Consider the following 13707-nt stretch of genomic DNA (forward strand, 5'->3'; position numbering starts at 1 on the left):
GCGCGTACTGTACAACGAGGTTTGCCGGCTTAGAAGGGGCGATGAAAGTGTGGCTAAACGCCATTATTGGCGCCGGCTGGGCTATTGCGGTTCCAGCATGCGCGTGGGTGGCGTCCCGTTGGCGTTGTGCTGGTAAATCGCCTCGGGCTGGCCCTGCTCGTTGAAAAACACCTGGCCAATGCCCGCACTGTTCCACAGGCGTTCGCCGGCTTCGGCATGTGCCGGGATGTACGGCACCACCTGCATGCGGCGACGGCGGGTGAGCCAGTTCAGGGGCGAACGGGGTGAGTACAGCCAGCGATTGAGGCGATCGAACCATTCCAGCAGGCGCGGCGGGAATTGGTTCTTGATGCCACTGCTGGTGATCTGCCAGATGTGCGGCCCGGCATTACGCTGGCGGATCAGTACTTTGTAGACGAACGAGTAATGCACATCCCCCGACAGAATCACGTAGTTACCCGGGGTTCGGGAGTGGCGGAAGATATTCAGGATCACCTGCGCGGCGCCCCGGTGGGCCATCCAGTTTTCTGCATCGACCAACAGTGGGTAGCCGCACCAACTGAAGACTTTCTGCACCGTCTCGATCAGCTTGACGCCGAAGATCGGCGCGGGCGATACGATGATCGCCGAAGGGTGGTCGAGCAGTTCCTGTTGCAGCTCGCTCAAGGCTTCCCAGTCCAGCAGGCCGGAGGGTTGCTTGAGCGTGGATTCGCTGCGCCAGCGCCGTGTGCGGGTGTCGATGACCACCAGCGCCGGGGTGGTGGGCAGCACGTAGTGCCACTGCTGGAACTTCAGGAGGTCTTCGAGCAACTGGTCCTGGGCGGGCGCGGACAAATGGTTGGCGTGGTCCTGGGCAGTTGCCGTCAGGGCCAGGGTTTTTTCCACGAGTTGGGCGAAGGCATCGGGGTTATTGCCCCAGCCCTGGCAGAGCATATAGGCGAGCAGCGCGTTGCCGATGATGCGCTTGGAGAACGGGTGGCCATAGGCGGTCTGTTCCCATTGGGCGCTGAGGTTCCAGTCATCGGTGATGTCGTGATCATCGAAGATCATCAGGCATGGCACATGGGCGAACACCCGGGCCACTCCACCCAGGCCGTCGCGAAACTTATCCACAGGCACCTGCTCGCGGGCGTAGCGCTCCTGTTCTTTGGGCGTGAGCCCGCTGGGAGGTTGTGCGGCGATCAGGGTCCAGGGTGTCGGCGACCAGGCCAGCAGGTACATCGCCATGAGTTCGGCAAAAGTCACCAGGTGGTTGTCGGCGGTGCTGCTGGTGAAGATGGGTTTTTTCACCCCGCCAAAAAAGCGTTCGCGCAGGGTCTCGTTGCTTTCCAGGGCCGGCAGCAGGTCCGCGCGATGGTAGTAGCTGGCGGGGTGGTCGTAGAGCTTGGCGCTGTCGTCCACCACGGCGCCATCGAGGTGCTCGTCGAACAGGCCCAGGCGTGCAATCAGCCCGTGGATGGCGCGCAGCATCGGCCCGGCCACATCGTCGGCGTACACCTGGTCGCCACTCATCATCAACAGGGCCGGACGCTGGGTCAGGCTGCGGTCTGCGGCCAGCAGGCGATCGGCACAAAGCAGGCCTTCATCGGCGTAATGGTGCGGTTTGCGGCAAGAGCCGTGCAGCAACTGGTGGATACGGCTGTGCAGGATGAAATCCGGGGTCTTGGCACCTGGGTACAGCAGGTGCGGGGCCCATTGGATGATACCGGCTCCATCATTGATCAGCAGGTCGTAGCTGATGGGGACGTCCTGGGGCAGCGGCGTGGCCAGCGGTACATCGATCAGGTGGATAAAGGCTGCGCGGCCCACGGGGATCACCTGGCAGCGGGTGGCGTCGAGTTCAATATCCAGAACGCATGGGTGCTGGTCCTGGCTGAACTGCAGCCGCAGGGTCAATGCCAGCGCGCGACTGCCCACCAGCCACAACACCAGGCGCCCCGGCTCCAGGCGGCGCAACAGGGGGCCGGCGAGGACGGCGGGCAAAGTCTCGGGTTGCAGCATGAAAACATGGCTCTGTGCGGGATTGGACTGGCTAGGTTAACGCAGTGGATGTCGGTGTTTTGTCAAAGCAACCAACACCTGTAGGAGCCGGCAAGCCGGCGCCTACAAAACGGTCAGCACAAGCCCGCCACCTTGGGTACGGTAAAGCGAAACTCGCTGCCTCGCCCCAGTTCGCTTTCGGCCTCGATCCGCCCGCCGTGGGCCTGGACGATACCCTGGCTGATGTACAAGCCCAGGCCACTGCCCGTCGGGTTGTTTTCGCCCTTGGTCCAATAGCGGTCAAACACGTGGGGCAGTTGCTCGGGGGCAATGCCTTCGCCGGAGTCGCGCACCGCAAATACAATCTCCTCGCCATTGCTCATCGCCGAAATCCCGATATTGCCCAGGCGTGGGGTGAACTTGATGGCGTTGCCGATCAGGTTCGACAGCACCTGGAACAGGCGCTCCGGGTCGGCATTGATTTGCAGGCCGGGTTCGGCGTTGAACGACAGGTCGACGCCCTTTGCCAGAGCCAGTGGCGCGAGCAGCGCATAGGCCTCTTCAAAGATCTGGCTGACCTCCAGTTGCACGGGCCTGACGGTGTAGCGGCCGGCCTCGATCTTGGAGGTGTCGAGCAAATCTTCGAGCAACACATTCATGCGTCCGGCGGCTTGCTGCATGGTGTCGATGGCCGAGGAAATACGCCGCGAAGAATGGGTGCCATCGGAGCTGAAGGCCTTTTGCATCATGCCGCAGAGCATCGAAATGATGGTCATCGGGTTGCGCAGGTCGTGGGACACCACTGCCACCAATTCATCACGGGCACGCACTGCCTGCTGCTCGCGCAGGACCTGGCGTGACAGGTCGTTTTCCAGGGCTGAACGGCGCAGGTCGTTGGCGGCAAAACGGTCGCCGTGGCTCCACTTGGTGGAGATGCCGGCCATTTCCACTTTCCAGATTTCAAACGAGGTGCGTGGGCGCAGGCGCAGGCCCGTGTCGGATTTTTCCAGGGCCAACGGTTTCTTCGGGTCGCCACTCCACTGGATGTTCTCTTTGACTTCCGGACGGAACCACAGCACGCCATTGTCCACCGGCTTGGGCAGGCTCATGGCGAGGACGCCGCTGGCCACTGGCTGGTAGTCCGCCGCCGGCGGGTAGAGCGCTGACAGGTGGTGGCTGGCAAATACCGGTTGCCCGGTTTCCTGTAGCCATTTGTGCAGCGCACGGATCTGCGCCGGCTCCGGGCAGTGGCCGTAGCGGTGCAGTTGCTGGCCGTCAATGATCGCCACGCCACCGGCCTGCGCCAGGTCCATCAACACTTGCGGGTATTGGGCCAGGCCATCGAACACATTGTCGGTGGCAGCGTTCATCGCCTGGTTGAGCACGCCCAGTGCCGCGACCTTTTCCTCGCGCTGGCGGCTGGTGTCCAGGGCTTCCATGGCGCTGATCTGCAAGGACAGCACCTGGCCGATGGTCTGGCAGGTGGTGCGCAAGTCGTTGGGCACGTGCAGTGGCGTGCGGTTGCCGCAACTGATCAGGCCCCACAGCTTGTCGCCCTTCATCAGGGAAATGCTCATGGACGACAGCACGCCCATGTTCTTCATGTATTGGCAGTGGATCGGCGACACGCTGCGCAGGGTCGAGAAACTCAAGTCCAAGGGCTGCCCGGTGTCCGGGCGTAGCTTGGGCAGCAGTGGCACCGGCTCGTAGTCGGCATTGGGGATGATCCGCAGCCAGTTGGTGCGGTACAGCTCGCGGGCCTGCTCCGGGATGTCGGACGCCGGGAAGAACAGGCCGTTGAACAGTTCCATGGACGGCGCGGATGCTTCAGCGATGACCTGGCCGTGGCCTTCCTCTTCGAAGCGATAAATCAGCACCCGGTCGTAGCCCGTCATGGCCTGGATTTCACTGACGCTGATTTCGTACAAGGCTTGCAGGGTTTTCGCCGACTGCAAACGTTGCAACATCTTGCCCAGGTTACTGGTGCGGCCATTCTGTGGCTTGGGCTGGAAATGCTTGTGCAACGGCTCGAACTCCAGCACCAGCACGCCCTGGTGGCGATGCAGCAGGCCCTCGAACTCGGCGCCGTTGAGCGTGACGTGCAGCGCCGGGGCGTCGATGAAACTGGATTGGCTGGCCATCTGCTGCACGAGGTTGGCATTTTCCGCTCCCAGCAGCGTGTCCAGTGTCTGGCCGAGCAAGGCATCGGGCTGGTGATTGAACAGGCTGGCGACGTTGGCACTGACCTGCACGATCTGCAGGTCCGGTTCGCGCAGGGTCAGCAGCACGCCATGGGGCTGGATCGCGCCGGGAAAACGAATGGGCTCGTCGGCGCAGTTGGCAAGTAATTCTTCAAAATCCTGGGGTTTCACAGCAATACCTCCTGGCCGTCGAGCCATTGCTCAAAGCAGCGGAATGTCGAGCAGGCCGCGTCCACCGCCTGCTGACGGCCGAGGTCGTCCAGCGGGACGTGGCCCAAATAGTCGAGAAAATCTTTCCAGCGCCGACCGGTCTCGGCACCGTATACATTGAGAAAGGCCCCGCCGTTGCTGGCGTCCAGCGCCAGGCGTTGGGCCATCTCCCGGCGCAGCACCTGGCCGCCGAGGGTCGCGCCTTCCAGCACATACAGCGCCCCCAGGCAGGCGGCCGGTGTGTCGAGGCGGGGTAGCGCAGGGCAGACGGGCAACCCGGCAATTGCCTGGTTGGCCAAGCCCAAGGCGTTCAGGTCGGTGTGCAAGGTCGGCGTCTTTACCCGCAGGGCCTGGTCGAATCCCACGGGAATCAAGCCACTGTCGTACAGTCGCGATTCCATTGGGCGGTAAAAACCGTAGTAAGCCTCAAGCAATCGCTGATACCAGCCGGCATCCAGTTGTGCAGAAAAGAACGGCAAGCGCTTTTCCAGGGCCACGTGTAGCAGACCTGTGCCTGAACGCAGGGCTTCAAGCAGGGAGGGCACACCAACGTCATGGGCCTGTGGATGCATTCAATAAGCTCGAGCTGGTGGGCCAGGGCAGGCCATGGCTGGCGCGTGGATAAGGGTGGGGCGCAATTCTATACAACCTATAGTCTTTATCTGATGGGATGTATTGATAAATCTGACATTGGCGTCAGAAATATCAAAACTTACCCAAAGAAAGACCTCACGGCTTAGCGCGAAGTTCGATTGTGTAGGTGTCGCGATGCCATTAGTGCAGGGAAGGGCCCTGTTCCAAGGCGGTTTGCACGCAGTGCAGCAGCCTTTCGGTGCTCCATGGCTTGGGCAGGAACTTCACCGTATTGCCCAACTGCGCCGCCATCACCGTATTGCCCGACGTCAGCACGACGGGCAAGGACGGCCAGCGATGGGCCACCACCTTGCTCAGGTCATAGCCATTGAGCAGGCCGGGCATCTGGATATCGCTGACAATCAGGTCCACCGGGTCACTGGTGCGCTCGAGGAAAATCATCCCTTCATCGGCTGAAGAAAAAGACGTCACCACCGCGCCGAACTCCTCCAGCACATCCACCATCAACGAGCGAATGATCTCGTCGTCTTCCAATACCAATATCGATGGCTGAGCCATGATCACTACTCCACCATCCGGGTTGAGTAAGGTGGAGTGGGCTGTCAGCGGATAGGTTCGATTGGATGTTTTTTATTCGATGGGTGGTCATTTGATCGTATTAGAGGGAGCGGTAAACCGCCGTTGCTTGCGGATTACGCGTGGGATAAGCCAGGATGTGCAGCGCGAAAATTCACAGCAAGGGATGCCAGTGTGAAAGAAATGATCGGGGCGTTGATCGTCGTTTCCACCGTTTTGTTCGGGTGTACCGGGGTGTTGGTCGCCGTTGCGTTCGGCACCAAGAAAAGTCGCCTGCAAATACTCAAGACCTTGAGTGGCATGAGCCTTGGTCGCGACCGGTTTATCGGGATCGCCCAGTTGTGGGCCAACCTCTTCCAGCGGGTGTTCGGGAGTACGTTCCTGGCCCGGCGCCAACTGATCAGCATCCCGCTGTACACCTTGCTGGTGTCGCTGGTGTTTTTTGTGGTGTGGCTGCTGGATCTCTACCTGTTTAAAAATCCCGAGCACGTGTTCAATGTGCCGCCGCCGCCGAACGTGCTGCAAGCCATCAAAGACTTCTATGGCAAGGGCCTGCTGGTGGCGATTGTGATCGACTGCGTGACCATCCAGTTGACCAAGTGGAGCATCAACGTGGGTATGCGCCGCGGGTTTGGCTCGTGGCGGTTCCTGTGGTGTTTTTCGGCGACGATTGCCTTGGCCTACGTGCTGTTCAGCGTGGCGGTCTACTGGTTTCGCTGGTCGGACGCGAACGAGCTGTACGCCTTGCTGCCCGCTGACGAAGTGCGGCCGACCATAGCCTTCGACCCGTTGCGCAATGTGCTGTATGCGATAGCGCTGTTTCAGCCCGTGACGTTTATCTATGCCACGTCCGAAGGCTTTATCTCCAGTTACTTCATGCCCGAGCCGATCCTGTTTTACTGTGCAGTCACCGGAACACTCTCGCTGCTGACCATCACCGTGGCCTACCAGTTCGCCAGGGGCGCCGACCTGCTGCGACGGTTGTGCATGGGCTTTGTCAGTCACGTCGGCACGCCCCGGACCAACGCCATGAGTGTGGTGTTCATGATGCTGTTGGGGCTGGTGTTGGTGCCGTTGTGTCTGATGGCTATTTATTTGGCCGTCTGAAGATTCGGCTCATTCAGTCAGAAGCGCTCATCCATCAGGGCCGGCAAGGTCAGTTCCTTGACGAAACTGGCCGATGACAGGCTCAACGCCATGCGCACCACCTGCACCACGTCGTGTACCGGGATCAATTGCCCGTCGCCGCGCTGCTCGGCCTCAAGCCGGGAGGTGCTCAATGGATCCTCGGTATTCAGGTAACCCAGGTTCAGGCAGGTCACGCCCAGGCGCTGGTGCCGATAACCTTCGCGCAAGGCATCGGCCATGCCGCGCAAGGCGAACTTCGACGCACCGAACGTCACCTCCGGGCGCCCACTCTGGGGCAGGCCTGAGGTCGAGCCGGTAAAGATGATGCGTGGGTTGGAGCTTTTTAACAGCACGGGTAGCAGGCGCTTGATCAACAGCAGGGGGGCGGTGATGTTGCAACTGACGATGGCTTCCAACTGCGTGTCTTCATCCTTGAGGAAGCTGTAGGCCGCATCGAATGCCTGTTCTTCCCAGATACCCAGGTTATAGATCAGCGTGTCCAGGCCGTCCTGTGCCACTGCCTGCTCGATGAACTGCGCGGCCGGCGCCGGTTGGCCAAGATCGGCTTCTACCCATGACACTTCGGCGCCGGTGCTGGATAGCAGGTCGGTTGGACGGCTGCGCGAGACACCGATCAAGGTATCCCCCACGCCGCCCAGACCCTCCATAAAAGCCCTGCCCAAACCCTTGCTAGCACCGACCACCATGGTTCTCATCGATCTCTCCTGAACTGACGTGCTGATGGAAAGTGCGCATGCAAACAGAGGGCGAGAGTGATGGCAATTGAATGGCTGTATCCAAATGTTTTGCCGGGGCAGGGCGCGATTTTTCTTCGGCTGATTTAGAATGATGGCTCTTTGCTACTTATTCGGCTGATGCCAAGGAAGAAAATGAAACGGATCGAACGCGACTTCATCACCCTGTTTAATTGCTTGTGGTATCAGGATTTTCCGGTGGACGTCGATGCTGTCACCAACCGTTCCGGTTGGACGATTCATGTGGGGCTGGTGGTGCGCGAGTGCGCGAAGTTGCTCGGCGCGCGGGCCTATTTCGAACAGAGTCGGCGCACGGATGCCGTCTTGCGATTTCCCGACAAAAGCGTCCTGTCCCATGTCGAATGGGAGTGGGATGAGCCACATAACAAAAAAGTGAAGGAAATCACCAAGCTGTTTGAGCAATCGGAACCTGCGGCGTTTTCCACCTTCATTTCCTACAGCACCATCGACCATTTGCCCGCAGCGATCGAGAAGGCTTCCAGGCTCTGGGCCGAGGCCAGCAAACCGCTGATTTTCTTCATCGTGACCTTTGAACAGGTTGGGCGCGACCGGCATTTCCTGGAGCTGCAAACGCACTTTTTCAGCCGTGGCAAACACAAGAGAGAACGCGTACAGCCCGCCCTGCCTTGGCAGATCAACCGGGCGCGCTTCAACAACGTGGACGAGAACAAGTAAACCGCAGGCATAATTGCCCCCTTTACTGCCTGAAGCCCCGACCTGGAGCCCCTGATGAAACCCGCTGCCTTACTGACCCTGTTGTTCACTGCCATGCTTTTCAACACTTGGGCGGCGGCAGCAGGCGACGCCGAGGCAGGCGCCAGGCTGTTCACCAAGACTTGTGGCGGTTGCCACAGTGTCGGGCTGAATGCCCGTGGCGGCTTCGGGCCACAGCTCAATGGGGTGATCGGGCGGCTGGCGGGCACCACGGCGGACTATCAGTATTCCGACGCGATGAAAAATTCGGGCGTGGTATGGACCCGGGAAAAGCTCGCGGCCTATATCGAGAACCCGAAGAAAGTGGTGAGTGGCACGCGCATGATTTTCTGGGGGATCAGCGATCAGGAGAAGATCGAGAATCTGCTGGCGTATCTTGAGACCTTCCAGGGGCAGTAGCCGGGTTCAGCCAAATCCATTGTAGGAGCCAGCAAGCCGGCTCCTACAGGTCAGGTGTCGATTTCAACTGCCTTGTGGGGTTTCCCCACGCGCCAGCCGCGCATTGATGTCGTCGATCACCGCCGGCAGGTCGACGATGGTATCGATCAGGTAATGCGGCCGCGACCCTTCAAACATCTGGCTAATACGCTCGCGCTCCTGCGCCAGCTCGGCGGCTGGCAGCGCCTGGTATTGCGCGTAGGTCAGGCCCAGGGCGTTACCGGAGCAGGTCAGCGCCACCGTCCACATGCCGGCACTGCGTCCTTCCAGGATCCCCGGCCAGGTGTCATCGACTTTGACGCACGCCGCCACATCGCTGATGCCCAGGGCAATCACGTTGGCCAGGGCCTGGGCCGGATGCGGGCGGCCATTGGGCACTTCGTCAGTGGCCACGACATGGTCGGCCACGTAGCCATTTTGCCGCGCCAGCTCGACCACCTTGGCCATCACCACCGCCGGGTAACCGGAGCACGAGCCAATCTTCAAGCCCTTGCCTCGCAGGGTTTCAATCGCCTCCAGCGCGCCGGGAATCACCGCCGAGTGCAGGGCGATCTTCTCGATCTGCAGCGGCATGAAGCGTTCATACAGGGCGGTGACGTCGTCGTCGGTCGGCTGGCGGTTGAACACCGCACGATAGCGCTCGGCAATCTGCGGCTGATTGCACAGGGTGCGGATGTGATCCCACTTGCCCATGCCCATCGGCCCGCGCGCTTCCTCCAGGGATACGGCGACGCCGAACTCGGCAAAGGCTTCGACAAAAATCTGCGTGGGGGCAAAGGAGCCGAAGTCGACAACGGTGCCGGCCCAGTCCAGGACCACGGCTTGCAGCTTGGAAGGTGGTTGGTAGTTCATGGTGGATCTCCATTTTCGGGTATGAGCAGGCCGTCCCTCGATAAATGAGGTAAGCCGGTTGAGTGCAAAAAGGGTGAAGCCAATCAGGTAGCCGGTATGGGGCTGGCCTCGAACAGTTCGGCGATCATCGGGCGGTTGCGCCGGATGCCCAGGCAACACAGGTGGTAGTCGATGGAAAACGGGTGGTCGACAAAGGTGATCGGTGTAGTGCCCGGTGTTTGGGCATATTCCACCGCCGACACAAAGCCAATGCCGATGCCCTTGGCGATGGCGTGCACGATCGCCTCGCGGCTGTTGAGCTGCATCACGCAGTTGAGGTCCACCCCCAGGCGCTTGCAGCTTTCTTCCACCAGTTGCCGGGTACGCGAGCTGCGTTCACGCATGACCCAGCGCTCCTGGCTGATTTGCGCGACGTGCACCTCTTTCTGCGCTGCCCAGGGATGGTCGTCGCGCACCACGGCGATGATCGGGTAGCGCCGGTACAACTGCGTATCGAAGCGTTGGTCAAACTCCGAGAGGGCCAGGATTGCCACGTCGATATCAAAATTGAACAGGCGGTCGAGGGTCTCCTTCTCTGGGGAAAACGAGGTTTCCAGCTCGATATCCGGATGGCGCTGCATCAACTCGTACGTCAGGTTCATGGCGATCGGCGGCGAGACCGCGCCCAGGCGCAACATCCCGGTCTTGCGCTGCTTGAAGCTGTGCAGCAATTGCATGGCTTCATCCTCCTGGCCGAACAGGCCCTGGGTGATCCCGTAGAGCGCATGGCCGGCCGAACTCATCTCGATAAAGCGCCCACGGCGGTGGAACAACTCCACCGAGAACTGCTTTTCCAGGGCATTCACCTGTTCGCTGACCGTTGGCTGGCCGACGCTCAGATACTCGGCGGCGAGGGTGAAACTGCCGGTCTTCGCCACCGCATGAAAGGAACGTAGCCACTTGTGGTACTGGTACATAACGCATCCTGTTCCAGGGGCATCAACGGCGGATAAACAGGGCCACCACCGCGCTGCACAGGCAGGCCGAGGTGACGACGATGAAGATCAGCGACGTATTGCCGGTACTGTCGAGCATACTGCCGATCAGGGGTTCCGCCAGGCCAGCAAACAGATAAGACGAGAAGTTCATCACACCCGTGGCCGTGCCTGCGCGCTTGGCGCCCACCAGGTCCGGGCACAGCGCCCAGAAGCTGGACGCCGGGCCGTAGACAAAGAACCCGCAGAGAAACAGCGCCACCAGGCCGATCGCGCTATGGGGCGGCAGGCTCCACATCCACAGGCTGGTGGCGGCGCCGAGGAACATATAGAGCATGATCGCCAGGTAGCGTTTGGAGCCGAACAGCTTGTCCGACACCCAGCCATTGCTCAGGGCGCCGACGGCCATGCCCACCGGCAGGGCGACGGTGATCCACTTCGGATCGACCATGCTGTCGCCGCTTTTCCAGTTGGCGCCGAGGAAATGCACCGGCACCCACACGATCAGGCCGTAGCGCGCAGCGTTCTGGAAACCCAGGGACACGGCGGCAATGATCAGGCGTGCGTTTTTCAGCACCGCCTTGTAGCGCTGGGCCGAGGTTTCCTCTTCGCCCTGGGCCACTTCATGGCCCTTGTCCGCGGCGTTGGCCACGCCGGTATCGGCCAGGGGTTCGAAGCCCAGGTCCTGCGGGCGTTCGCGGGCCACCAGGTAAAACAGGATGCCGCCGGCCAACATCAGCAGGACCGGCAGGCGGAAGATCCAGCGCCATTCCAGTTGCAGCACCTCCAGCACCACGATGGAGGTCACATAAGACAGCACCGACGCACAGCCCGCGGCGAATACATAGAAGCCATAGACCCGGCCGCGCTCGCTGGCACTCCACCAGTTGGAGATCAGGCGGCTGCCCGGCGCCCAGCCCAGGGCCTGGAAATAACCGTTGATGCCCCACGGCAGAATCAACCCGGCAAAACCACTGGCAAAACTGGTGACCCAGTTCGCGCCACATGACAGCACGGCGCCCAGGGTCATGATGCGCCGGCCACCGAACTTGTCGGCCAGGTTGCCGTTGATCGCCTGGCCGATGGCATAGGACCAGAGCATGGCGGCCGAGATCCAGCCCAGCACTTCCTTGGTCAGGCCGAACTCGGCTTGTATCCCAGGGATGGCGAAACCAAACGTCTGGCGCCCGGTGTAGAAAAACAGGTAACAAAACATCGCCGCCAGCAGCATGCGCCACTGGGCAACACGGAACGACGCCGAGCGAACGGCAGGGACAGGCAGGGTGTGTGCACGATTCATGATGTTTTCCTTATTGTTATTCGCCCCCGAGGCCGCAGCGACGGGGAGGCACCCTTTACAGGTGCAAGAGGAAAGACTGAATTGCGTTGCCGCCTAGGCGGCTTGGGTACCGATAAAGTTCTTGCCGCGCGCGCCTTGCAGGGCGAAGCGGATCATCGCGGCGGCCTCGGTGGGCGTGACGCCGTAGTCGGCAAACTCGGTTTTTACCTCCAGGCTGTGCAGGAAGTTGCGCAACCGGGTCTGGGCTTTATCCAGGTCATCGCCGAACACCCGTTGCAGGGTGCGATCCCGGGACGCGTCATGCCCCCACGCCAAACCCAGGACCAGCGGCAGGGTGAAGGAGCAGGCGATGCCATGGGGCAGGCCGTGGTGCAGGGTCATCTCGTAGGAAATGGAGTGGGCCAGCGCAGTCTTGGTGTTGGAAAACGCCAGGCCGGCCTTGAGCGCGGCCAGGGCCATGCGTGAGCGTAATTCCTGATTGCCGAGGTCACGCCGCAGTTGCGGCAGGCACTCCAGGATGTCTTCGATGGCCGATACCGCGAAGGTGTCAGAAATCGGATTGGCGTTGATGTTCCAGATCGCCTCCAGCGCGTGGGACAAGGCGTCCAGCCCCGTCGATACCGTGACCCCGGCCGGTACGGTCAGCATTAGCTGTGGGTCGACAATCGCCACCTTCGGCCAGGTGCAATCCAGGTGCAGGGAATACTTCTTGTGGCTGGCCGAATCCCAGATCGTCGCCCAGGGCGTCACCTCACTGCCGGTGCCCGCAGTGGTCGGCGCTGCGATCAGGGTCTTGCAGTGTGCCGGCACAAACGGCTGGCCGGTCGCCAGCAATGCCAGCAACTCATCGAACTGCCCGGACTCGGTGCCGACAATCAGCGCCTTGGCCGTATCAATCGCACTGCCGCCACCGACGGCCAGCACCACATCACAATCCCCGGCTTGCAGCCAGAAGCGCTCGTAGGTTTCACGCAACTGCGCGACATCGGGATTGGGCTGCACATCCTCGACGACATACACCAGACGCTCGCCCAGCAATGCCTGGATCCGCTCCACCAACCCCAGCCCACGGGCCTCCGGGAAGGTGACAAGGGCGACAGTCTGCTGGGCGGTGATACTGGCCAGGTCTTGCAGGCAGCCCCAGCCGAAGCGGGTGTCTACCGGGTTATGGAATCGGGCGGTCATGGCGGGTTCCTGGTTTTTGTTGTAGGAAGTGGCGCCAATAGTCGGGGAGGGTGGGGCAGAGCTCAAATCGATAGATTGGGGGGATGGATTGGTTGGGCCGATAGTGGGACACGCAGCTGCACTGGGGCAGTGCCCAGGTCTTTTTAGCGGTTGACCTTCCAGGGCGGGTTCAAGCGGTTTTCACCTGCCCAATAGAGTTTGATGCAGTTGCCTGACGGGTCATGAAGGATTGCTTCGCGCCACAGGTAGGGCATATCGGTGGGTAGTTGATCGAAGGTTATCCCCTTACTGATCAGGTCACTCACCCAGCGATCCAGCGGCTCATGCTCGAAGTAGATTACCGCGTTGTTACCCCCTGCGGTTTCAACCAGGGATAAGGAAAATGTCGCTCCATTGCCGGGGCACGAAAATCGGCAGTAGTGATCGGTGGAGACTATCTGGGTGAAACCCAGCGTTAAATAGAACGCGACGGCGGCCGGCATATCCGTCACGGGCAAGGTCACTTGGTTCATATTCATCGTTGATTCCTCAGGAAACGCTGAAAAGTCCAGCGATGACCGCTGACGACCTGTGTGCTTGCGAAGGTCGTATACCTCAGCTAGCTTGCTCAGCGTCGGTTCGCAATGATCAGGTTACATCAGGAGCTATGAGAGTGCATGGATGCGCAGTGCTTCGTAGAAATACAGGTACCACCAGGTACTGGCCTTCATCCTTCAGTGCACGAAGCAGTGCTGTTTCATCAGTGCAGTTGGCCATAATTCAAAGTCGTATTTATAGCC

13 protein-coding genes are annotated in these 13707 nt (G+C 60.7%); 3 read left to right on the forward strand and 10 right to left on the reverse strand.

Going from position 1 to position 13707, the window contains the following annotated elements; translation table 11 throughout:
• Nucleotides 1-81: 81 nt before the first annotated feature.
• The 4 genes from HBO19_RS21500 to HBO19_RS21515 all read right to left on the reverse strand — a co-directional run bounded on the left by HBO19_RS21500 (nt 82) and on the right by HBO19_RS21515 (nt 5543).
• Complete coding sequence (locus tag HBO19_RS21500; RefSeq protein ID WP_170058276.1) at nt 82-2001, reverse strand: alkaline phosphatase D family protein; 1920 nt, start codon at nt 1999-2001, stop codon at nt 82-84.
• A 113-nt stretch (nt 2002-2114) separates the two neighbouring features.
• Nucleotides 2115-4352: an ATP-binding protein gene (locus tag HBO19_RS21505; RefSeq protein ID WP_170058277.1), complete on the reverse strand. Its 2238-nt coding sequence runs from the start codon at nt 4350-4352 to the stop codon at nt 2115-2117.
• Entirely contained in the window at nt 4349-4963 is a 615-nt protein-coding gene (locus HBO19_RS21510; protein WP_170042987.1) for a biliverdin-producing heme oxygenase, read from the reverse strand. Before HBO19_RS21510 ends, HBO19_RS21505 begins: the two co-directional genes overlap by 4 nt.
• Nucleotides 4964-5165: 202 nt before the next feature.
• Complete coding sequence (locus tag HBO19_RS21515; protein ID WP_170042986.1) at nt 5166-5543, reverse strand: response regulator; 378 nt, start codon at nt 5541-5543, stop codon at nt 5166-5168.
• Nucleotides 5544-5735: 192 nt separating this feature from the next.
• Between HBO19_RS21515 and HBO19_RS21520 the strand changes: the two genes are divergently transcribed.
• Nucleotides 5736-6668, forward strand: coding sequence for a hypothetical protein (locus tag HBO19_RS21520; protein WP_170042985.1), 933 nt, complete (start codon nt 5736-5738; stop codon nt 6666-6668).
• A gap of 17 nt (nt 6669-6685) precedes the next feature.
• Here the strand turns inward: HBO19_RS21520 and HBO19_RS21525 are convergent, their stop codons facing one another.
• The gene (locus HBO19_RS21525; protein ID WP_170058278.1) at nt 6686-7405 is read right to left on the reverse strand and encodes an SDR family oxidoreductase; all 720 of its coding nucleotides are present in this window, start codon (nt 7403-7405) and stop codon (nt 6686-6688) included.
• Nucleotides 7406-7579: 174 nt separating this feature from the next.
• Here HBO19_RS21525 and HBO19_RS21530 point away from each other — a divergent pair, with 174 nt between their 5' ends.
• Both HBO19_RS21530 and HBO19_RS21535 read left to right on the forward strand, forming a co-directional pair.
• Entirely contained in the window at nt 7580-8140 is a 561-nt protein-coding gene (locus HBO19_RS21530; RefSeq protein WP_169956259.1) for a hypothetical protein, read from the forward strand.
• Nucleotides 8141-8194: 54 nt separating this feature from the next.
• A complete protein-coding gene (locus HBO19_RS21535) occupies nt 8195-8578 on the forward strand; it encodes a cytochrome c family protein (RefSeq protein ID WP_170058279.1) in 384 nt (127 codons plus the stop codon).
• A 63-nt stretch (nt 8579-8641) separates the two neighbouring features.
• Here the strand turns inward: HBO19_RS21535 and phnX are convergent, their stop codons facing one another.
• From phnX to HBO19_RS21560, 5 genes are all read right to left on the reverse strand, one after another.
• The gene (phnX, locus tag HBO19_RS21540; protein WP_170058280.1) at nt 8642-9469 is read right to left on the reverse strand and encodes a phosphonoacetaldehyde hydrolase; all 828 of its coding nucleotides are present in this window, start codon (nt 9467-9469) and stop codon (nt 8642-8644) included.
• A gap of 83 nt (nt 9470-9552) precedes the next feature.
• Entirely contained in the window at nt 9553-10425 is an 873-nt protein-coding gene (locus tag HBO19_RS21545; protein ID WP_169956265.1) for a LysR substrate-binding domain-containing protein, read from the reverse strand.
• A gap of 22 nt (nt 10426-10447) precedes the next feature.
• Nucleotides 10448-11743 carry an MFS transporter gene (locus HBO19_RS21550; protein WP_170058281.1) on the reverse strand — a complete coding sequence of 432 codons (1296 nt, stop codon included), beginning with the start codon at nt 11741-11743 and terminating at the stop codon, nt 10448-10450.
• 93 nt (nt 11744-11836) lie between these two features.
• Nucleotides 11837-12928 carry an iron-containing alcohol dehydrogenase PsrA gene (psrA, locus tag HBO19_RS21555; protein WP_170058282.1) on the reverse strand — a complete coding sequence of 364 codons (1092 nt, stop codon included), beginning with the start codon at nt 12926-12928 and terminating at the stop codon, nt 11837-11839.
• Nucleotides 12929-13071: 143 nt separating this feature from the next.
• Nucleotides 13072-13446 carry a VOC family protein gene (locus HBO19_RS21560; RefSeq protein WP_169956271.1) on the reverse strand — a complete coding sequence of 125 codons (375 nt, stop codon included), beginning with the start codon at nt 13444-13446 and terminating at the stop codon, nt 13072-13074.
• Nucleotides 13447-13707: the final 261 nt, after the last annotated feature.

The sequence above is a fragment of the Pseudomonas sp. WS 5021 genome (assembly GCF_012985535.1).
Lineage (GTDB): Bacteria > Pseudomonadota > Gammaproteobacteria > Pseudomonadales > Pseudomonadaceae > Aquipseudomonas.

What these genes read in the sequence shown, in the direction of transcription:
- HBO19_RS21500 (WP_170058276.1), bottom strand. Translation starts at nt 2,001, where the DNA reads ATGCTGCAACCCGAGACTTTGCCCGCCGTCCTCGCCGGCCCCCTGTTG.
- HBO19_RS21510 (WP_170042987.1), bottom strand. Translation starts at nt 4,963, where the DNA reads ATGCATCCACAGGCCCATGACGTTGGTGTGCCCTCCCTGCTTGAAGCC.
- HBO19_RS21515 (WP_170042986.1), bottom strand. Translation starts at nt 5,543, where the DNA reads ATGGCTCAGCCATCGATATTGGTATTGGAAGACGACGAGATCATTCGC.
- HBO19_RS21525 (WP_170058278.1), bottom strand. Translation starts at nt 7,405, where the DNA reads ATGAGAACCATGGTGGTCGGTGCTAGCAAGGGTTTGGGCAGGGCTTTT.
- HBO19_RS21530 (WP_169956259.1), top strand. Translation starts at nt 7,580, where the DNA reads ATGAAACGGATCGAACGCGACTTCATCACCCTGTTTAATTGCTTGTGG.
- HBO19_RS21535 (WP_170058279.1), top strand. Translation starts at nt 8,195, where the DNA reads ATGAAACCCGCTGCCTTACTGACCCTGTTGTTCACTGCCATGCTTTTC.
- phnX (WP_170058280.1), bottom strand. Translation starts at nt 9,469, where the DNA reads ATGAACTACCAACCACCTTCCAAGCTGCAAGCCGTGGTCCTGGACTGG.
- HBO19_RS21545 (WP_169956265.1), bottom strand. Translation starts at nt 10,425, where the DNA reads ATGTACCAGTACCACAAGTGGCTACGTTCCTTTCATGCGGTGGCGAAG.
- HBO19_RS21550 (WP_170058281.1), bottom strand. Translation starts at nt 11,743, where the DNA reads ATGAATCGTGCACACACCCTGCCTGTCCCTGCCGTTCGCTCGGCGTCG.
- psrA (WP_170058282.1), bottom strand. Translation starts at nt 12,928, where the DNA reads ATGACCGCCCGATTCCATAACCCGGTAGACACCCGCTTCGGCTGGGGC.
- HBO19_RS21560 (WP_169956271.1), bottom strand. Translation starts at nt 13,446, where the DNA reads ATGAATATGAACCAAGTGACCTTGCCCGTGACGGATATGCCGGCCGCC.